Source organism: Kitasatospora sp. CMC57 (assembly GCF_045866025.2).
GTDB lineage: Bacteria > Actinomycetota > Actinomycetes > Streptomycetales > Streptomycetaceae > Kitasatospora.
Genome location: NZ_AP035881.2, coordinates 653,933 through 672,889, shown reverse-complemented (window position 1 = coordinate 672,889; position 18,957 = coordinate 653,933). Strand labels below are relative to the sequence as shown.

The window sequence follows — 18,957 nt, the reverse complement described above, 5'->3', positions numbered from 1 at the left end:
CGCCCTCTCGGGCCACGCGCCGTGACGGCAGGCGGTCGGTCCGGGAGGGCGTCAGGGGGTGGGCCGGAGAAATCAGTTGCCGAGCCGGCCGAGCCGACGGAAGGTCCAGGCGACCAGCGCGGCGGTGAGCAGCAGCAGGACGGCGGTCTCGATCAGCTGGATCGGCACCAGGTGCGAGGAGGGGTGGAACTCGCCCCACCAGCCCGCCACGCTGTCACAGTCCCTGGTGCAGAAGTTGGGCTGCCGGGTGCCGTCCGCGAGCACCGGGCCGGACTCCACCAGCCAGGCGTTGGTCGGCTGGTAGAACCCGTTGTGGACGCGGTCGAAGGGCTGGAAGCCGCTCACCACCGGATACAGGGCGGGCCGCAGGAGCCGCATCACCCCCATGCTGACCAGGCCGAGCAGGCCGGTGAGCAGGATGGCGGAGACGGTCCGGCGGCGCCAGAGGCCGATCGCCACACCGAGGGCGAAGCTGAACAGCGACCAGCTGAGCGGCATCAGGCCCAGCACCGGGTAGGTGAAACCCTGGAACGGCGGGTCGAACAGCACCGGCGAGTGGACGATGTCCGTCCACCACACCCAGCTGGACACCACGGCCAGCACACCGCTGGTCAGCGCGACGGCCGCCATCGGCACGCCGATCCGGGCGGCCAGCCAGCGGGCCGGGGTGACCGACTGCGACCAGACCAGCCGGTACGTGCCGCGCTCCAACTCCTGGGCCAGCAGCGGGGCGCCGAGCAGCATCCCGATCAGCAGCGGCAGGAAGGTCACAGCGGGCTGGAACACGTCGAGGTACAGGGCGGCGAACACCTGCACCCGCTCGGCCGTCTTGTAGCAGTTGGTTCCGTTCCAGGCCCCGGAGAGGGTGCAGTTCGCCGAGCGCAGGACGTCCGCCTGACCGGCGACGGCGAAGTGCACGGTGAGCGACATGACCGTCAGGAGCAGCAGACCGGCCGTCAGAACGAGGATCGCCGGCCTGCTCTGGCGCCAGGCCAGCCAGAGCAGGCCGCTCGGGCGCCGGCCGGGTCGGGCGCCGGTGGTGCCGGGGGTGGTGGTGATGATGCTGGTTCCGGATCCGTCGAGGGCAGTTGTGCTCATGCGGCGGCCTTGCTGTGGGTGCTGGTCGTGGGGGTGTCGGCGTCGGCGGCCGGGGCGCGCAGGTAGCCGAGCAGGAGGTGCTCCAGGCTCGGGCGCGTGCTCTCCCAGCCGTCCGTGGCGGCGGCGCCGGTGCGGACCAGGGCCGTGGTCCGGCGGCCGGTGGAGCGGCTCTCCACCACGGTGTGGCCGGTCAGGTGGGCCGGGTCGCCGGCGCCGGTCAGCAGCTGGTGGGCGTCCAGCAGCTCGTCCGCGTCACCTGCCAGCACGATCCGGCCCGACCGGACCAGCAGCAGGTGGTCGATCACCCCGTCCAGTTCGGCCAGGACGTGCGAGGAGAGCAGGATGGTGGTGCCGTGTTCGGCCGCCTCCGCCATCAGGGCGCCCATCAGCTGGTGCCGGGCGAGCGGGTCGAGATCGGCCATCGGCTCGTCGAGGAGCAGGAGTTCGGGCTGCTTGGCCAGCGCGAGCGCCAGGGCGACCCGGGTGCGCTGGCCGCCGGAGAGCGAGCCGATCCGGGCCTTGCCGTTCAATTCGCCCTGGTCGACGATCCGTTGGGCGAGGTCCTGGTCCCAGCGGGGATTCAGTTCGCGGCCCAGTCGCAGGGTCTCGGCGACCGTGAAGCTCGGGTAGAGCGGCTTGTCCTGGGCCACGAACCCGACCCGGGAGCGGAGTTCCGGCGTGTCCCGGGTCTCGCCCAGCACGCGCAGTTCGCCCTCGGTCGGGGCGAGCAGGCGGGCGCCGAGCTGGAGCAGGGTGCTCTTGCCGGCCCCGTTGGGCCCGACCACCCCGCACACCCGGCCGACGGGGAGCTGGAACTCGCAGTTTCGTAGCGCCCAACCACCCTGGTACCGCAGGCCGAGGCCCACCGCCTCCAACGCCGTGCCGCTCTGGAGCGGTCGGCTGTCCGTCGGGTGATTCACCCGTTCCTCCCCGTGTTCTCGTTCGGTCCTGCGGCCGGGGTCACCCCGGTGTCGAATCGCTGCTCCAGTACGGAGGCCATCAGCGCGGCGACGTCCTCGCGTTCCAGCCCGGCGGTCCTGGCCTCGTCCACCCAGCCGACCAGCCCCGCGCGCAGCGGTCCGTCGGCCGCTGCCTCCGGCCGGGCGAGCGAACGCCGGACGAAGGTGCCGAGCCCCGGCCTGGGCTCCACCAACCCCTCGCGTTCCAGCTCGCGGTAGGCCTTCAGCACGGTGTTGGGATTGATCGCCGTGAGCTCGACCACCTCGCGGGCGGTCGGAAGCTTGTCCCCCGGCTGCAACAGGCCCAGCCGCAGCGCCTGTTTGGTCTGCTGGACGATCTGCTGATAGGTGGAGACGCCGCTGCGCCGCTCGATGCGGTACTCGATCAAGCGCTGATCAGCCTTTCACTAGTGAATTAGTGGAATAGTGGCGGACTGCTCCGCCGTGGTCAAGCCGGTGCGACCCCGATCGGTCGCGGTGCATCAGTCGCGGTGCAGTAGGACCAGGCCGTCGTGCTCCACCAGGCGGCGGTAGCCCCGTTGTTCGTACGTCGCCAGCATCCGGACGGTGTCGGCGATGGCGCACGGCGCCTTGACGCTCGGATCGGTCAGGTCGACCGCCACCCAGTCCGGCGCCGGTGCGTCGTCCCGGCAGACCAGCGTCACCGTCGTGCGGGCCGTCAGCTGCGCCGCCAGTCGGTTGGAGGCGGCTGCCGTGGCGCCGTCCGGTATTCGGTCCAACATCGAGCGGGTCGCGACCAGCCGCGGTGAGGTCCGCCAGGCTTCGGGCATGACCACCTCGTGCAGCGGATAGAGCGGCACCGTGACGACGGTGACCAGTGCGCTCACCGCGAGGGCGCGCCGGGCGTGCTGCGGGTCGGCCCGGCGCAGGGAGTCCACCAGGGCGGCGAGGAGCAGCGGCATCAGGACCGCGCTGTAGTGGTAACTGACGCCCCAGTAGTGCGGGTTGGTGGAGACCAGCCGCCAGCCGAGGGTGGGAAGGCAGAGCAGGACCAGCGGTGAGCGCAGGCCGAGGAAGCCGGCGGTGGCGGCGAGCAGCACCAGCAGCAGCCACTTGACCGGGGGCCAGCCGAGGTGGAGGGCGGCCGACCAGAGCGCCCGGTCGTGGCCGGTGTCCGAGAGCTGCTGCCAGTAGTCGAAACCGCCCTGGGGATTGAACGCCGGCAGCAGGGCCAGCACCGTCAGCAGGGTGGCGAGCACCCCGCCGACGGCGAGCGCGAGCCCTGGTCCGGGGTGGCGGTCCGCGCGGCGGGCCTGGACGGCGATCAGTGCGCCGACGGCGGCGACGGTCAGGCCGAGATCCTCCTTGACCAGCAGCAGCGGCAGTGCCCACAGCGCCGCGGCCGTCCGGTGGCCCCGGCCGAGGGCGGTGGCCGAGAAGGCCAACAGCGGGACGGCGAAAGCGATTTCGTGGAAGTCGTCCGCGGCCGCGTTGACGATGCCCCAGGAGGCTCCGACCCCGCACCCGATCAGCAGCGCGGTCCGTGGGCCGCCCACCTCGTACGCCCAGCGGGTGAGCGGGACCACGGCGAGGGCCATCAGCAGCGCCTGGGCCACCAGCAGGGTGACGGGCGTCGGGAACACCCGGTAGGCCGGAGCGAGCAAGGCGAGCAGCGGGTGGAAGTGGTCGCCGAGGAGGTGGAAGCCAGGCCCCTTGAGCGGTACGACGGGTGCCTCCCCGTGGGCGTACGCGCGGACCGCCTGCTCGAAGATGCCCAGGTCGTAGGCCTGGGTGAGGCCCCGCCGGTGGCGGTTGACGGCAACGCAGCCGTAGGCGGCGGCGAAGGCGGCCGCGAGGGACCAGGCCAGGGCGGTCGGATGGCGCAGGGGTGGAGCTGGGCGCACGAGTAGTACCCTTTCACTATTGGAATAGTGAAAGGGTGGTGGGGAAGGGAGTGATCGTCAAACCCGTCCGCCGCGTCCGCCCCCTACCGGGACGGCGCAGGTGAGGCGGTGTCGTCGGGCCCGTCGCGGGCTTCCTCTAGAGTGCTTCCGTCCCTGTGCACGCCCGGGCCCAGGTCCGGGCGGCGCGTGCCCGACCCGCCCGTGCGGACCCGACCGAGGAGCAACCGTGACCGACCTGGCGTCCACTTCCCTGCAGCAGGAGATCGCCCGGGATCTCCAGGTGGCCACGTCCTTCGACGCGCGGGAGGAGATCGAGCGTCGGGTGGCCTTCCTCGCCGGTCAGTTGGCCGCCACCGGCCTGCGGTCCCTGGTGCTCGGCATCAGTGGCGGCGTCGACTCCACGACGGCGGGCCGGCTCTGCCAGCTGGCGGTCGAGCGGGTCAGGGCGGCCGGCCAGGAGGCGACCTTCTTCGCGATGCGGCTGCCGTACGGCGCCCAGGCCGACGAGAAGGACGCGCAGCTGGCGCTGGAGTTCATCCGCCCCGACCGGGTGCTGACGGTCGACGTGAAGCCGGCCTGCGACGCCGCGCTGGACGCGACGCTGGCCGGTGGCACGGTCTTCCGCGACGCGCGCCACCAGGACTTCGTGCACGGCAACATCAAGGCCCGGCAGCGGATGGTGGCACAGTACGCGGTGGCGGGCGCGCACGACGGCCTGGTGGTGGGCACCGACCACGCCGCCGAGGCGGTCTCCGGCTTCTTCACCAAGTTCGGCGACGGCGCGGCCGACGTGGTGCCGCTCACCGGTCTCACCAAGCGGCGGGTGCGGGCCCTGGCAGCGGAGCTCGGCGCGCCGGCCGAGCTGGTCCGGAAGACGCCGACCGCCGACCTGGAGACCCTGAACCCCGGCCTGCCCGACGAGGACGCGCTCGGCGTCACCTACGACGACATCGACGACTTCCTGGAGGGCAGGCCGGTCGACGGGAGCGCCGCCGGGATCATCGTCCGGCGCTACCGGCTCACCGAGCACAAGCGCCAGCTGCCGATCGCCCCCTGAACGCCGAGGGGTCAGCGGTAGTACCCCTCCACCACGGCCCGTACCTCCTCGAGCAGCGCGGGGCCTTCCTGCGGAACGGGGAGCCGGCCGCTGCCCGGCCTGATCTCCAGGAGCTGTTCGTTCGACAGCGCGAACACCACCCGGCGCAGCCCGGCCTGCTGGATGACGGCCTGGCACATCCCGCACGGCTGGCAGCTGGTGTACATCGTGGTCTGCGCCGCGACGGCCGGGTCCAGTTCGCCCGCGGCCCAGCGCGCCAGCTTCAGTTCCGGGTGCGCGGTGATGTCCCGGTCGGTACGGGTGCTGTTGCGTGCCTCGGCCAGTACCGTCCCGTCCGGCGCCGCCAGCAGCGATCCGAACGGTGGGTCACCGCCCTCGCGCGCCTCGGCCGCGAGGGCGATGGCGCGTCGGAGCAGGGTGTGGTCCCCGGGTGTCGTCATGACCGTTCCGTTCCGTGGAGGTGGGCGGCGACCGTGGCGAGGGCCCGCCAGGCCGTCTGCGGGTGGCAGGTCTCGCGCGGGTCGCCCTGGTAGGGGTCGAGGACGACGGTCTCGGCACCCAGGCGCCGAAGGTCGTCGAGGTCGCCCAGGATCTGTTCGAGGGTGCCCTCGCCGGCCAGCCGGTCCGGTCCTGTGACCGGTGCCGGGGTGAGCCTGAGGGCGATCCGGGGCGCCCACGCGGGGACCGGCAGCCGCAGTTCCTCGGCCGACTCCCGCAGTCGGAGGGCCGCTTCGCGCAGCCACGGCATGGTGCAGCGGAGCGGATGCCACGCGTCCCCGAGCCGTACGGCCCGGCGCAGCCCCGCGTCGCTGTTGCCGCCGACCCAGACCGGGATCCGCCGCTCCCCGTACGCGGCGGTGTCGGCCCAGGCGGCCCGGATGTCCCGCAGGTGATCATCCGTCAGCCGACCGCGCCGCTCGAACGGGATCCCGAGCGCGGCGAACTCCTGCCGCGCCCAGCCCACCCCCACGCCCAGCACCAGCCTGCCGCCGCTCAACGCGTCCAGATTGGCCGCCATCCGAGCGGTGAGCAGCGGATGCCGGTACGGCGCGATGAGCACCGTCGTGCCGAGCCGGATCCGGGTGGTCTGCCCGGCCAGCCAGGCGAGGGTGGTGAACGGCTCGTAGAAGGGCGCCGGATAGCGCTCGGCGACATCGGGCGTGATGGCGACGTGGTCCGAGACCATCAGCAGGTCGAAACCCAGCCCCTCCACCGTCCGGGCCCAGTCGAGCAGGACTCCCGGATCGGTGCCGGGGCCGAAATTGAGGACGTTCACTCCGATCTTCACAGCATCGAGCCTAGCCAGGGCACCGGGGCCGCCAGAAGGGATTCCTGCCTGTTCAGCGGGGGTTCGCCCGGGGAATCACCGGTAATCTGTGCGAATGACCGAGAGTCTTGACGCGACGGACTGGGCGATCCTGACGGAGGTTCAGCAGGACGGCCGGATCGCCTTCACGGAGCTGGCCCGGCGGGTGAACCTGAGCCCGTCGGCGACCACCGAGCGGGTCCGGCGGCTGGAGGCCGCCCGGGTGATCACCGGTTACCGGGCCGAGGTGGACCTGGAGCGGACCGGGCACGCCGTGCTCGCGGTGATCCGGCTCAAGTACCCCGGGACCCGGCACGAACCGCTGCGCCGCCTGATCGGCGAGCGCCCGGAGATCCTGGAGTGCCTGCGCACCACCGGCGACGACTGCTACGTCCTGAAGGTGACGGCCACCTCGATGGGCCACCTGGAGGAGATCGTCGACGCCCTGGCCCAGTTCGGCAGCACCACCACCAACCTCGTGCTCAGCCACACCCTCCCGTTCCGCGGCCCGCGCGCGCCCCGGACGTCCTGAGCCGTCAGGGGACCAGGCCGGTGGCCAGGACGTTGCCCTCGCTGATGTAGGCGTCGGGGTGGTTGAGGGGATGGCCGGGGTCCTCGGGGGAGCGGAGGTAGGGGAGCCAGCCTTCTGCGAGGCCGAGGTGGTCGGCCTGCTGGGCGAGTTGGGTGCAGGCCGTGGTGTAGAAGGCGTGGGCGTCCGGGCCGAGCGGGGCGTGGTGTTCGATCAGGACGGTCTGCTGCCGGACGGCCGTGAGGCCGGCGGCGCGGAGGTGGCGGTAGAGGTCACGGGTGCGGAGGAGTTGGTGGGCGTAGCCGGGGGTGCTGCCCGCCCGGCGGAAGAAGTCGGTGAAGAGGTAGGGGTCACCGGGGCGGGCGGTGATCAGGTGGGCGTCCAGGTCCTTGACGGCGATCAGCCCTCCGGGGCGGACCACACGGGCGAACTCGGCCAGCGCGGTGGCGAGTTCGGAGTCGTCGAGGTACTGGACGGTGTTGGAGCACCAGACGGCGTCGAACGAGTCGTCGGGGAGTGGAAGTTGGAGCACCGATCCCTGGCGGACCGACAGCGGCAGGCCGAGTGCGTCCGGGCCGAACCGGTCCGCGGTCAGGGCGGCGTTCTCGGCGGCCAGGTCGACGGCGGTGATCCGTCCTGCGGGGCCGAGGAGTTCGGCGATCGCGGGCAGGAAGTCGCCGGTACCGGTCCCCGCGTCCAGGACGTGCCAGCCGGGTTGTAGACCGGCCCGGCCGAGCAGGGCGAGGTACGGTTCGCGGCAGGCCCGGAAGTGGGTGTCCACGATGGCGTGGTGGGTGAAGCCCAGGCCGGTGGAGGACTGGTGGCCCCAGCGCCGGTGGTCCTCGGTCAGCACGCGACCGCCTCGATCCGGTCCAGGAGTTCGAGTAGGGCCGTGGCGACGAGGGTGGGCGACTCCAGGGGCTGGAGGTGGCCGGCCCCCGGTACGGTGACCAGGCGCCCCTGGGGGAGGGAGTCGGCGGTGTGCCGGGACTCGGCCGGGTCGACCAGTGCGTCCTCCTCGCCCGCGATCACCACGGCGGGCACGTCGGTGGCCCGCAGGGTGGCGGCGGCGTCCGGCCGGGCGGCGATGGCCCGTTGGGCCCAGGCGAGGGCCCGGGGATCGGCGGCGCGGGCGTCGGCGAGCAGCCGGGCGACCAGTTCGGGCTGCCGCTCCCGGGTGTTCGGACCGACCAGGAGGGGGGTGGTGCGTTCGATGACGGTCGGCCGGGCGGCGTCGTCCTCGATCAGGGTGGCGAACTGCAGCCGCTGGGCGTGCGCCTCGGGGCTGTCGGCGGTGGCGCGGGCGGAGAGCAGCGCCAGGCCCGCGGTCCGGCCGGGGTGCCGGGCCAGGAAGGCCATCGCGGTGTAGGCGCCCATCGAGGAGCCGACCAGGACGGCCTGCGGCAGGCCCTGGCCGTCCAGGAGTTCGGCCAGGTCGTCGGCGACCACGTCGAGGGTGGGCTCCGGCGTGCCGAGCGGCGCCGAGCCGAAGCCGCGCTGGTCGAAGGCGATCACGTGGTGGCCCCTGGCCCTGAGCACCTCGGTGTGGTGCGCCCACATCGAGGAGTGCAGCGAGAGGGCGTGCAGCAGCACCACAGCGGGCCTGGTGGTGGTCACCGGGACGCCTCCGCCTCGGCCGTGGCGATGAACTTCCTCACGTGCAGCGGGAGATCGGCGCCCCGGTGCCAGGCGAGGGCAACCGGCGCGGGCGGCAGGTCGTGTACCGGCAGGACCCGGACGGTGGGCGGCGCGATGTCCGCGAGCGAGGCCACCGAGAGGTGCACGGCGGCACCTGAGGCGACCAGCGCCAGCATCTCCGGGATGGCGCCGACCTGGTGGCGCCGGACGATCGGGCGGCCGCCCGGGGTGTACGGCGGAACCACCTCGTCCCAGACGTAGCCGGGGAGCTGACCCGGGCAGTGGAACGCGTCGTACCGGGCGATGTCCTCGACCGAGACCGAAGCGGCTCCGGCCAGGGCGAGCGGGTGCTCGACGGCGACCACCACCGCGCGGGCGTCCCAGCCGAGCACCCTGCTGACCGCCAGATCAGGTTCGCGCAGGCCGAACTTCACGATGGCGAGGTCGAGTTCACCGTGGCGCAGGCCACGGAACGGGTCCGCGATGTCGTACTGGCTCAGCTCCGCCGCCTCGGTGGCTCCGGCCAGCGCGGTGATCCGGTGGGCCACCTCGGCGGAGCCGTGGTAGCCGAGGTGGACGGTCCTGGTGAGCGGTGGTGCGGTTGTCGTCTCAGCCAACGGGAGTCTCCTCGGTGAGGCCGGCGGCGGCCTTGAGCCGGTCGGGGTGGTGTGGTTCGGCGACCACACGGAGCGCGGCGAACGGGGTGGCGACGCCGATCAGCCGGGGGACCTGGCGGAGCCTCAGACGGTCGCCGGGGGAGAGCAGTCCGTCCAGGACGGCTTCCACCAGGACGTGGTTGAGGTGCACCAGGGCCTCGGCGAGGCTGCATCCCTCGGTGGCCAGGTAGAGGTCCCGGTGACGTGCGGTGGGCGGTCCCGGCAGCTGGATCAGGGTGTCCGGCCGGGCCGGTGGCCCGGCCGGGGCGTCGAAGAGCCTGAGCAGGCGCCGTAGCGTGGTGGCACCCGTGCCGGGGCCGGGGGCGGTCCAGGCGGCGGTGGAGCCGGCGGCCACGTGGGCGAATCGGAACCGCTCCCGCAGGTTCGCCGGGTTGCCGGCGAGGAAGACCGCGCGGGTGAACGAACGGCGCCACCGTGCGCCGTCGGCGGGATCGAGGCCGAAGGCGAACTCGCAGGTTTCCCGAGCCCATTCGGCCAGGTCGAGGTGGTGGACCACCGCCACCACGAGGGTCTCCTCGGCGGCGGAGGCGACCGCCTGCTGGGCCTCCCGGAGACCGGCGACGGTGCCGAGGTCGAAGCGCTCGGCGAGGTCGGGCCGGGCGGTTCGGACCCGTCGGGCCGCCCGGTCGAGCAGCTGCTGCTGCACCGGGCTCACACGAACACCTCCCTGAGCAGCTCCGGGCTGGGCGCGGCGGCGCGCCTGCCGAGGAGCGAAGCGGTGAGCCGGTACGGGTCGACGTAGGTGTGGTCGCGCCGATGGCGGCCGAGCAGCCCGGAGAGGCCGGGCGATCCTGAGGGCCCGGGCGACCCCGCGGACTCCCTGGTGGCAAGCAGCCGTTGGGCCCGGCCCAGGCACTGCCGGAGCAGCTCCGGGCGGAAGGACTGCTCCTGCCCGGGGCCGAGTACGGCGATGAAGTAGAGCCGCATCCCGAGCCGGACGACGGGTTCGTCGTGCTCGGCCAGCGCGGTGGTGAGCAGCGGCCCGGCGTGGTGGTGGCCCCAGCCGCCGTGCCGGGCGGAGCGGATCGAGCCGTCGATCGGTACCCGGCCGACCGGGACCCGCCGGACGGTCGGACCGAGGTCGCCGAGCACCCGTTCGAGCAGTTGGTAGTCGGGGTCGAGCTCCGGGTCGTAGAGCAGCACGATCTCGTCGAAGTCACTTGCCAGCGGTACGAGTTCACGCAGCGCGCAGGCCAGGTAGTTGGGCCGCCCGTCGGCGGTGACGATCTGCCGCAGCGGGAGCCCGTGCCGGGTCAGGTCGAGGTGGACCGGCCCGCCGATCCGGCGGTGGTCCACGCACCTGCCCCGGGCCTCCAGTCCGGCCAGCATCTCGTCGAGGCCGAGCCCGGGCGGCTGGTGGGCCCGCAGGCCGGGGTCGTGCAGGCCGAGCGCCCGGTACTGTTCGGACCACAGCTCCAGTATTCGGGCGCTGGCGGGATGCACCCAGCCCTGCTCGACCGCGTCGGCGTACGGCCGCAGCGCCTGCGCCGAGGCACGCCGGTCGGCGGCGCGGAACGCCACGTAGTGGTCGCCGATCTCCTGTTCGGTGAGGTGCCGGTAGTCGGCGTCGCCCCGGGTACGGTCGAGGAACTCCCAGAAGCCCAGGGTCTGTTCGGTGGGGTGATAGGTGGTGTGGCTGTAGCGGTAGTGGACCTCGGCCAGCGGGCGGGTGGCCCGGTACATCACGTCCGTCCAGAGCAGTCCCTTCAGGTGACTGGGGGTCAGTGGCTTGGATGGCGTGATGGTGATCGGGGCCAGCAGCACCCGGCGCGGGCCGGCCGGGTCGGCGGGAGTGCCGGGAGAGCCGAGCGGAGCGGTCAGGAGATCGGCGGTCACAGGACCGCCTCCGTCGCCGCGCCGACCAGGTGGACCAGCTCGGCGCGGGTCGGCGGCTGCTGCGGGGCCTCGCCCGGCGAGGCCTGCCTGACCCGGGCCAGGAACTTCTCGTCGCCCAGCACCTCGGCCGGGGTGGCCAGCGTCATCAGCATCCTGGTGAGGCCGCGCCAGACCCTGCCGTCGGTGGCGGCGGCCGCCGCGATCTCGGCGGGACCGAGGCCCGTCCCGGACGGAGCGGGCGGGACGACGCCGTCCCGGGCGGCCCGCCAGCGGTCGATCCGGGCCTGGTCCGCTGCGGCGGACTGCTCGTACCAGGGGAGGTAGACCTCCGCCACGAGCCGCCCGGCCGCTGCCGTCAGCGGGTCGGCGGCACCGGCGGCACTCGTGGCACCGGGGCCGGGCCGGGCGGCGAGCAGGTCGGCCAGCCGGAAGGCGTGGGCCAGGGCCAGCGACATGCCCCGGCCGAACAGCGGGTTGGTGATGCAGGCGGCGTCGCCCACCGGGTACAGCCCGTCCACCGGGCTCGAAAGGGCCACCGAGCGCAGCGCGTTGGGCGGGACCGTGATCGCGTGCACCGGAGAGATCGGGACGCTGACGCCGGGCGCCAGCCAGCGGTCCAGTTCGGGCGTGGCCACGGCCGCTGCGGTGAACCCGGCCTCGGTGCGCAGCCCGGCCAACTCGTGGTCGCCGGGCAGGGTGGCCAGCGCGACGGAGAACGTTCCGGCGTCGGCGGGGTGCAGGACGCCTGCGTAGTGGTCCCAGATGCCGCCCGCCGCGTTGCCACGGTTGGGCGGGCCTGGAGGCGCCTCGCCGAGCAGGCGGTAGAACCGGGTGTAGCCGGTGAGCCCGGACGGAGCGGTGCGGTCCTCGGGGGTGGTGATCCGGGCCTCGGTCAGCCAGGCCCGGTGGGCCGCCCGGCGGCCGGTGGCGTCCACCACCAGATCGGCGGCCAGCCGTTCACCGGTGCTGGTGAGCACCGCGCGGACCCGGCTCCGCTCGTCCAGTTCCAGCCGCTCGACCGTGCTGCGGTGCCGGACGGAGACCCGGGGCAGTGCGCGGACCGCCCGGTACAGCACGAGCTCCAGGACGCTGCGGCGACAGCCCAGCGCGACCAGCTCCCGGTCGCCCGGCTCCGGTCCGGAGTCCGTGGCGGCCGCGGGTAACGCCGCCGTCAGGTCGAGCAGTCGGGCCCCGGCGTCGAGCAGCGCGTCGAGCACCCGGGGTGCCCGGTCGCGCAGCACCCGGACGCCGAGCGAGGTGAGGGTGTGCGAGTGCACGGCCTGTGGCACAGTGGGCCGTTCCTGCCCCGGCGCCTCGGGCGGTGCGTCGCCGCGTTCGAGGAGCAGCACCCGGTGGCCGGTGCCGTGCAGGGCCAGCGCACTGGCCAGTCCCGCGACACCGGCCCCGGCTATCACGACGGTAGGCATGTCAGTTCCGCCTCCCGTGGACGAAGAACACCCGTCGCACTCCGCGCTCCTCGCGCGGCGGCACGGGGTCCGGCCAGCGGCCGAAGTCGGCCCCGGGCTCGCCGGGCTGGACCGCCTCGGCGGTGTACCCGTAGGTGGCGAACAGCGCCTCGGGCTCGTCGCTGCCGAACAGCCACGGGCAGCCCCAGCCCGAGAACACCTTGAGCAGGGACGTCATCTGAGGGTGCGTCAGTGCCTCGGCGTTGACGAGGTCGGCGGCGATCCGGCTGCCGGGCGCCGAGATCGCGGCCACCCGCTGGAGGATGCGGTGGGTGTCGGCCTCGGGGATGTAGTAGAGCAGCCCTTCGAGCAGCCAGGTGGACGGGACGGACGGGTCGTAGCCGGCCGCCGTGAGCTGCTCCTCCCAGTCCGGTGAGGTCAGGTCGACGGCCACCCCGCGGTGGTCGACACGCGGGGTGAACGAGCTGAGCTGATGCTCCTTGTAGGCCAGCACGGCCGGGCGGTCCACCTCGAACCAGCGCACCCGGGACGGCCAGTCGAAGCGGTAGGCCCGGGAATCCATCCCGGCCGGTGCCAGCACGATCTGGGTGGTCTCCGGGTCGGCGGCCGCCGCCTGGAGGTAGTCGTCGAAGAACCGGGTGCGGATCGCGTTGTAGTCGGGCGTGCTCGGGACGGTCCGCGCACCGGCGGCCGGGAAGGTGGCGGCCCGGACCTCGGCGAGCAGCCCGAGACCGGTGTCGCCGGCCAGCGCGGCCGCGTACGGGTCCTCGTAGAGGCGGTCGGCGCGCTGGGTCTCGGTGGCCCGGAGGGCGGCGGTCAGCAGCGAGGTGCGCTCCACCGCGTCGAGCGCGGCGATGGCGGGTGACGCGGTGGCCACGGGGGCGGCGGTGTCCGGTGCGGCGCTCATGCGGGCTTCCCTTCGGCGGCCGGGCGGCCGGTGAGTCGGTTCCATTGCTCGGGGTCCTGCCGGAACAGCCGGTCCTTCACCTGGGTCGGCCGGACACCGGTGCCGACGGTGTGCTGCCAGTCCCGCAGGAAGGCCTCCGGGTCGAGCCGGAGCACGGTCGGGTCACCGAGCCGGGCCCCGGCCCCCGCCCCGGACCTGGCGGCCCGGTAGTCGGCGGACTCGGCGCGCAGGCCCTCGTCCAGCAGCGCGGCGAACCTGGTGGTCTCCTCGGCGCTCCACGGGTTGCGCGGGGCGACCGCGAACTCGTAGGCGGGGGTGGGTCCTTGGTCGCTGACCCGGCAGGCGACGTTGCGCAGCTCCAGGCCGGTGCGGTCGAGGGCGGTGGCCAGCGCCCGGGTGACCTGGCCGTCCCGCAGGCGTTCGCCGGCCGCGTTCGAGCGGGTGCTGCGGCCGGTGTACTCGACCCTGGGCACCCCGTCCACCCGGTCGACCACCCGGACCACGTCGCCGACGGAGTAGCGGTAGAGACCGCCGACGTGGCTGAAGACCACGTGGTAGTCGCGGCCCACCTCCAGGTCCTGCGGGTCCAGGGTGGCGGTGTCCGGGCCGAGGTCCTGGTCGGCGTCGGCGAACTCGTGGACCGCGGCGGTCACCACCAGGCTGCCCGCACTGCCGTGCCGGTCGAGGGCCACGCCGGTCGGCCCCTCCGAGGCGGCCACCGGGGCGGGCAGCGCCGTCACCCCGGCGCCGAACTCCTCGCGCAGCCTGGGCAGGTAGAGCGAGGCGAGGCCGGTGGTCCAGCAGAACAGGGCCCGCAGGTGCGGCCAGACGTCGGCCGGGCGGACGCTGCCGCGCCGGGCCGCGAGCCGTTCCAGCTCGGCGGCCCGGCGGGGGTTGGGCGCCCGGTGCGGCACGCCACCCAGTGTGCCGTCGGCGACCTCCCGGACGATCCTCGGCCACCACAGGTTCAGCTGGTACGGCAGGGCCGCGATCATCGCCGGATTGATCCCGATGACGCAGCGCACGTCGCTCTCCACCGCGAGCCGCAGGCGCAGGTACATCCGCTCCAGGTGCGCCCCGGGCTCGACGTGCACCGGCAGGGTCGCCCAGGGCGCACCGGTCCCGGGCTCCGCCGACAGCGGCTCGCCGAACCTGGACCCGAAGTCGACCTGGCTGGCGCCGACATGGGGCCGTCCGTCGCTGGTGGTCGGCGGGGCGGAGAGCGGGTCGTGCTTCAGGTTGAGCACCGCGTCCGGCCGGTCCAGCACGTCGGGGAAGTGCTCGATCAGCGGTGCCCAGGCGGCGAAGTAGAACGGGAAGAAGGTGGTGCGCATGAAGCGCGGGGTGACCGGGATCTTCTTGTGCGCGCCGGTGGTGCCGCTGCTGGTGAAGTAGACGGCGGGCTGATCGGCCGTCAGCAGGTTCGGCTCACCGGCGGCGGCCCGTTCGATCCACGGTCCGAGCGTGGAGTAGTCCTGCACCGGGACGGCCTTGCGGAAGTCGTCCAGGGTGCGGATCCGGTCGAAGCCGTGCTGCTTCCCGTATTCGGTACCGGAGTTGAACTCCAGCAGGTCGGCCAGCACCCGGCGGCGGTGGCCGTCGGCGTCGGCGAGCGCGGTGCGCAGCCCGGCCCGCTCCTGGAAGACTCGGGCGCGGTAGCGGAGCAGGCGGTCCGGGTCCTGCCAGGCCTCAGCCGAGCTCATCTTCGAGCACCTTTCGTATCGACTCCGCGGTCAGGTCCGGGTCGTCCTGCTGCTGGACCACGGTGACCGGGAGGTGGGAGATCTCGTCGTGCATCGTCTTGGCGAGGTCGTTCTGGTAGCGGCGGAAGCCGTCCCAGTTGGGCAGTTCGCCGTAGTGCTCCAGGCGGTTGAGCGCGGCGCCGGCCCCGCTGCGCTGCCAGGCGACCTCGGGTGCGACGTCCAGGTACAGCACCCGGCGCGGCTGCGGGAAGGTCCGCCACCAGCCGAGCAGCGCGCTGCCGTCCGCGCCGGCCAGCCGGGCCTTGGCGAGCAGCTTGTAGTAGTAGGAGTCCACCACCGTGGGGGTGGCGGGCTGCTCGGCCAGCCGGTCGCGCAGGTGGACGGCGGCGGTCTGGAGCATGGTGGCCAGGAAGTCCGGTGACCAGGCCCCGGCGCGTCCGGCCACCTCGCGGACCACGTCACGCCGCAGCCGGGCGAGCAGCGCGTGCTCGGGGGCGAGCTGGTCGTCGTCGACCGAGAGGATCCGCCAGGGCAGGTCGGATCTCCGCAGCCGGGACAGCGCCGAGGACTTGCCTGCGTAGTCGGGGCCGACCAGGACGCAGAAGGCCAAACTGTTTCCGGGCATGGATCGGCGCTCCTTCACAGAGGTGTGGGAGGAAGGCGGGTCGGGGCAGTCGCGCGGCGATGGAGGGTCGCTCCGCTGGTCGTCGCCGCCTTGTGATGATCGACCATGCCAATGGCACACGATCTAGTCAACGAGGGGCGCCCCCGCACCTTGACCTCGGAGCCCCTGGTTCCGTGACAGGGGTTGACCGCCGCGCCGAACGTCGGTTCGACTCCGCACACCTGGCGACCCGTCAGGCGGTGACTACTCCACCCGTCAGGCGGAGACCGCCGCCCGCAGCCGCGCGACCACCACCGCGGTGGCCTCCCTGGTCACCGGGTCGGGGTCGTCGAGGCGCTCGGCCAGCAGTTCGACCGCCGCCGTCACCACCGCCGCAGGGAGCACCACGTCACGCAGCCCCAGCATCTGGGCGGCCGCCCGCTGGCCGGCGCTGCCGTTGCCCTGGGCCGGGAAGGCCACCGGGGTGCTCCTGGTACCACGTTCGCTGCTCACTGCTGACGTACCTCCGTGCCGACTCGCGGCGGGGGCCGGTGCCCGCACTCCACCAGCACAACCGATCCCCGGGCCACGGGTTACGCCGGACGGACGGGTGACTCCGGCGGGCCGGCCACCGAGGGCGGTGGCCGGCCCGGTCCGGTCTCAGCCGCGCGGGACGGCGACCACGTCGTAGTCGGTGCCGGGCAGCGGTTCGGTGTCGAAGCGGGCGTTCGGCAGGTAGAGCCGGTCGCGGTGGGCCGCGACGGTGGTCGGGATGCGGAAGCGCGGGTCGGTGATCCGGCGGCTCAGCCGGCCGCTGCGGCCGGCGTGGTCCAGGCGCAGCACCGCGATCTCGTTGAACAGGTTGCGCACCACGAAGAGCTCGGGTCCCTGCCGGAGCAGGCCGTCGCCCCGGGTCAGGCTCTCGCCGGCGAGGTCCACCTTCCTGGCGTTCCCGCTGCGCGGGTCGACCCGGAACAGGCTGCCGGTGGTCATGTTGACCACGAGCAGGGCGCAGCCGTCGGGGGTGGTCTCGATTCCGTTGGCGCCGAAACTGCCCGGCGCCTGGTCGAACTCGCCGGTGAGCGGCAGGCGCACGACCTGGCCGGGCCGGGGCAGCCGACCGCCTGGGCCGAACGGCAGCCCGTACAGCACCGGTCGGGCGGAGTCGGTGAACCAGGCCGCCTCGGGCGTGAGCACCACGTCGTTGACGAAGGTGTCGTCCCCTGCGGCGAGCCGGTACGAGGCCAGCAGTTCGCCGGTCCGGGTGTCGAGCACCCGGGCGTCGCCGCCGCCGCCCCCGGCGACGAGGAGGCGCCCCCGGTGGTCCACCTTCATCCCGAGCGAAGGGGTACCGGCGGCGGGCCCGGGGCTGAACGGCGTACCCCGGCCGGTGGCCAGGTCGATCCGGTGGACGGCGCCGTCGGCGAGCGAGCCGACGTAGGTCCGGCCCCGGGAGTCGATGGCGATGCCCTCGGGCTGGAAGCCGTCCGGCAGCGGGAACCCGTCCGGCCAACGGTCGGCCGCGTACGCGCTGGAGGCCGGCAGGGCGGAGCGGAGCAGGGCGGTGGTGCCGACGGCGGCGCCCAGACCCAGCAGCCTGCGGCGTGAGATGTTTTCGGACATGCGGAAGCGTCCTTCCCCCGTGAAGTGTTGGCGACACTCCAGCACAGCGGGCGGGCCGCCGTACCGGAGATCCGGCCGTCTGCACAAGCGGTCCGGGTGCGTCCGGATGCGGCAGCGGTGACCATGGGACGGAACGCTGTTCTGACGCACCGTCCGCCGCAGAGGAGTCCGCCATGCCCGTCTCCCGATCCGGGCGCTGTCTGGTGACCGGGGCCACCGGCTACCTCGGCGGCCGGCTGGTGCCGGAGCTGCTCGGCGCCGGGTACGGGGTGCGCTGCCTGGTCCGGGACCCCGGGCGGTTGCGGGACCATCCGTGGCGGGCCGAGGTGGACGTGGTGGCCGGTGACGTGACCCGGCCGGAGACGCTGCCGGACGCGTTCGACGGCGTCCGGGTGGCCTACTACCTGGTGCACTCGCTCGGCACCGGGCCGGACTTCGAGGCGACCGACCTGGCGGCGGCCCGGGCCTTCGGGGCCGCCGCGGCGGCGGCCGGCGTGGAGCGGATCGTCTACCTGGGCGGTCTGGTGCCCGGCGGAGTGCCGACGGCGGAGCTCTCGCCGCACCTGCGATCACGGGCCGAGGTGGGCCGGGCGCTGCGGGCTAGCGGGGTGGACACCGCAGAGCTGCGGGCCGCGGTGATCATCGGCTCGGGGTCGGCCTCGTTCGAGATGCTCCGGTACCTGACGGAGCGGCTGCCGGTCATGGTGACGCCGAGCTGGGTCGGGACCAGGATCCAGCCGATCGCGGTCCGCGACGTGCTGCGCTACCTGGTCGGCGCGGCGGAGCTGCCCGCGGGGGTGAACCGGACCTTCGACATCGGGGGGCCCGACGTGCTGACGTACCGGCAGATGATGGTGCGTTACGCCGCGGTGGCGGGGCTGCCCCGCCGGGTGATCGTGCCGGTGCCGGTGCTGACGCCCGGGCTCTCCAGCCTCTGGGTCGGCCTGGTCACCCCGGTGCCCGGCGCGCTGGCCCGGCCGCTGGTCGAGTCGCTGCGGCACGAGGTGGTCTGCGGCGAGCACGACATCGCCCGGTACGTGCCGGACCCGCCGGACGGGCTGATCGGCTTCGACCGGGCCGTCGGGCTGGCGCTGCGGCGGATCAGGGACGACGAGGTGACCACCCGCTGGTCCTCCGCCTCGCTGCCCGGCGTCCCCAGCGACCCGCTGCCCACCGACCCGGGCTGGGCGGGAGGCAGCCTCTACCAGGACGTCAGGGAGCTGGCCGTGGACGCCTCCCCGGCCGCGGTGTGGCGGGTGGTCGAAGGCATCGGCGGTGAGAACGGCTGGTACTCCTTCCCGCTCGCCTGGGCCCTGCGTGGCTGGCTGGACCGGCTGGTCGGCGGGGTCGGACTGCGCCGGGGCCGCCGCGACCCCGGACGGCTGCGGGTCGGCGACTCGCTGGACTTCTGGCGCGTGGAGGAGATCCAACCGGGCCGCCTGCTGCGGCTGCGCGCCGAGATGCGGCTGCCGGGGCCCGCCTGGCTGGAGCTCTCGGTGGACGCCTCGCCGGACGGCGGGGCGGTCTACCGCCAACGGGCGCTGTTCCAGCCGCACGGCCTGGCGGGGCACGCGTACTGGTGGTCGGTGGCACCGTTCCATGCGGTGGTCTTCGGCGGGATGGCCCGCAACATCACCGAGCGGGCGCGTGCGGAGGGCTGACGCGGCCCGGGAAGCCGAGCGGCCGCCGCCGGGTTGTCACCGACGGCGGCCCGGCCGCCTCCAGGAG

Annotated in this window: 20 protein-coding genes; 3 read left to right on the top strand and 17 right to left on the bottom strand. The window is 73.7% G+C overall.

What is annotated here, in order from left to right; translation table 11 throughout:
- Positions 1–72: 72 nt before the first annotated feature.
- The 4 genes from ACKUU6_RS03225 to ACKUU6_RS03210 all read right to left on the bottom strand — a co-directional run bounded on the left by ACKUU6_RS03225 (position 73) and on the right by ACKUU6_RS03210 (position 3,922).
- Positions 73–1,098: a hypothetical protein gene (locus tag ACKUU6_RS03225; protein ID WP_407986884.1), complete on the bottom strand. Its 1,026-nt coding sequence runs from the start codon at positions 1,096–1,098 to the stop codon at positions 73–75.
- Positions 1,095–2,018 (bottom strand): ABC transporter ATP-binding protein, encoded by a 924-nt coding sequence (locus ACKUU6_RS03220; RefSeq protein WP_407986883.1) that lies wholly within the window; start codon positions 2,016–2,018, stop codon positions 1,095–1,097. The genes ACKUU6_RS03225 and ACKUU6_RS03220 overlap by 4 nt, the downstream gene beginning before the upstream one ends.
- On the bottom strand, positions 2,015–2,446 hold the full coding sequence (locus ACKUU6_RS03215) for a GntR family transcriptional regulator (RefSeq protein WP_407986882.1): 432 nt from the start codon (positions 2,444–2,446) through the stop codon (positions 2,015–2,017). Before ACKUU6_RS03215 ends, ACKUU6_RS03220 begins: the two co-directional genes overlap by 4 nt.
- Before the next feature lie 93 nt (positions 2,447–2,539).
- Complete coding sequence (locus tag ACKUU6_RS03210) at positions 2,540–3,922, bottom strand: DUF2079 domain-containing protein (protein ID WP_407986881.1); 1,383 nt, start codon at positions 3,920–3,922, stop codon at positions 2,540–2,542.
- 226 nt (positions 3,923–4,148) lie between these two features.
- On the opposite strand from ACKUU6_RS03210, the gene nadE reads away from it, so the two are divergent.
- Positions 4,149–4,979, top strand: a complete 831-nt coding sequence (gene nadE / locus ACKUU6_RS03205) for an ammonia-dependent NAD(+) synthetase (protein WP_407986879.1) — start codon at positions 4,149–4,151, stop codon at positions 4,977–4,979.
- Positions 4,980–4,990: 11 nt separating this feature from the next.
- On the opposite strand, the gene ACKUU6_RS03200 is transcribed toward nadE, so the two are convergent.
- Positions 4,991–5,419 (bottom strand): nucleoside deaminase, encoded by a 429-nt coding sequence (locus tag ACKUU6_RS03200; RefSeq protein ID WP_407986878.1) that lies wholly within the window; start codon positions 5,417–5,419, stop codon positions 4,991–4,993.
- The gene (locus ACKUU6_RS03195; protein ID WP_407986877.1) at positions 5,416–6,267 is read right to left on the bottom strand and encodes an LLM class flavin-dependent oxidoreductase; all 852 of its coding nucleotides are present in this window, start codon (positions 6,265–6,267) and stop codon (positions 5,416–5,418) included. The genes ACKUU6_RS03200 and ACKUU6_RS03195 overlap by 4 nt, the downstream gene beginning before the upstream one ends.
- A 94-nt stretch (positions 6,268–6,361) precedes the next feature.
- On the opposite strand from ACKUU6_RS03195, the gene ACKUU6_RS03190 reads away from it, so the two are divergent.
- Positions 6,362–6,817, top strand: a complete 456-nt coding sequence (locus ACKUU6_RS03190) for an Lrp/AsnC family transcriptional regulator (protein WP_407986876.1) — start codon at positions 6,362–6,364, stop codon at positions 6,815–6,817.
- 4 nt (positions 6,818–6,821) lie between these two features.
- Here the strand turns inward: ACKUU6_RS03190 and ACKUU6_RS03185 are convergent, their stop codons facing one another.
- The 11 genes from ACKUU6_RS03185 to ACKUU6_RS03135 form a co-directional block, all read right to left on the bottom strand.
- On the bottom strand, positions 6,822–7,667 hold the full coding sequence (locus ACKUU6_RS03185; protein ID WP_407986875.1) for a class I SAM-dependent methyltransferase: 846 nt from the start codon (positions 7,665–7,667) through the stop codon (positions 6,822–6,824).
- Positions 7,661–8,431: an alpha/beta fold hydrolase gene (locus ACKUU6_RS03180; protein ID WP_407986874.1), complete on the bottom strand. Its 771-nt coding sequence runs from the start codon at positions 8,429–8,431 to the stop codon at positions 7,661–7,663. The genes ACKUU6_RS03185 and ACKUU6_RS03180 overlap by 7 nt, the downstream gene beginning before the upstream one ends.
- Complete coding sequence (locus ACKUU6_RS03175; protein ID WP_407986873.1) at positions 8,428–9,069, bottom strand: LysR substrate-binding domain-containing protein; 642 nt, start codon at positions 9,067–9,069, stop codon at positions 8,428–8,430. Before ACKUU6_RS03175 ends, ACKUU6_RS03180 begins: the two co-directional genes overlap by 4 nt.
- Entirely contained in the window at positions 9,062–9,784 is a 723-nt protein-coding gene (locus ACKUU6_RS03170; RefSeq protein ID WP_407986872.1) for a DUF6182 family protein, read from the bottom strand. Before ACKUU6_RS03170 ends, ACKUU6_RS03175 begins: the two co-directional genes overlap by 8 nt.
- Positions 9,781–10,965, bottom strand: a complete 1,185-nt coding sequence (locus tag ACKUU6_RS03165) for a hypothetical protein (protein ID WP_407986870.1) — start codon at positions 10,963–10,965, stop codon at positions 9,781–9,783. Before ACKUU6_RS03165 ends, ACKUU6_RS03170 begins: the two co-directional genes overlap by 4 nt.
- Positions 10,962–12,392, bottom strand: coding sequence for an FAD-dependent oxidoreductase (locus ACKUU6_RS03160; RefSeq protein ID WP_407986869.1), 1,431 nt, complete (start codon positions 12,390–12,392; stop codon positions 10,962–10,964). Before ACKUU6_RS03160 ends, ACKUU6_RS03165 begins: the two co-directional genes overlap by 4 nt.
- 1 nt (position 12,393) lies before the next feature.
- Entirely contained in the window at positions 12,394–13,299 is a 906-nt protein-coding gene (locus ACKUU6_RS03155; RefSeq protein WP_407986868.1) for a class I SAM-dependent methyltransferase, read from the bottom strand.
- Complete coding sequence (locus ACKUU6_RS03150; RefSeq protein ID WP_407986867.1) at positions 13,296–15,002, bottom strand: GH3 family domain-containing protein; 1,707 nt, start codon at positions 15,000–15,002, stop codon at positions 13,296–13,298. The genes ACKUU6_RS03155 and ACKUU6_RS03150 overlap by 4 nt, the downstream gene beginning before the upstream one ends.
- The gene (locus ACKUU6_RS03145; protein ID WP_407986866.1) at positions 14,989–15,627 is read right to left on the bottom strand and encodes a hypothetical protein; all 639 of its coding nucleotides are present in this window, start codon (positions 15,625–15,627) and stop codon (positions 14,989–14,991) included. The genes ACKUU6_RS03150 and ACKUU6_RS03145 overlap by 14 nt, the downstream gene beginning before the upstream one ends.
- 255 nt (positions 15,628–15,882) lie before the next feature.
- Complete coding sequence (locus ACKUU6_RS03140; RefSeq protein WP_407986865.1) at positions 15,883–16,119, bottom strand: hypothetical protein; 237 nt, start codon at positions 16,117–16,119, stop codon at positions 15,883–15,885.
- A 147-nt stretch (positions 16,120–16,266) separates the two neighbouring features.
- Complete coding sequence (locus ACKUU6_RS03135; protein WP_407986864.1) at positions 16,267–17,229, bottom strand: SMP-30/gluconolactonase/LRE family protein; 963 nt, start codon at positions 17,227–17,229, stop codon at positions 16,267–16,269.
- 173 nt (positions 17,230–17,402) lie between these two features.
- Here ACKUU6_RS03135 and ACKUU6_RS03130 point away from each other — a divergent pair, with 173 nt between their 5' ends.
- Entirely contained in the window at positions 17,403–18,890 is a 1,488-nt protein-coding gene (locus ACKUU6_RS03130; protein ID WP_407986863.1) for an SDR family oxidoreductase, read from the top strand.
- Positions 18,891–18,957 lie beyond the last annotated feature (67 nt).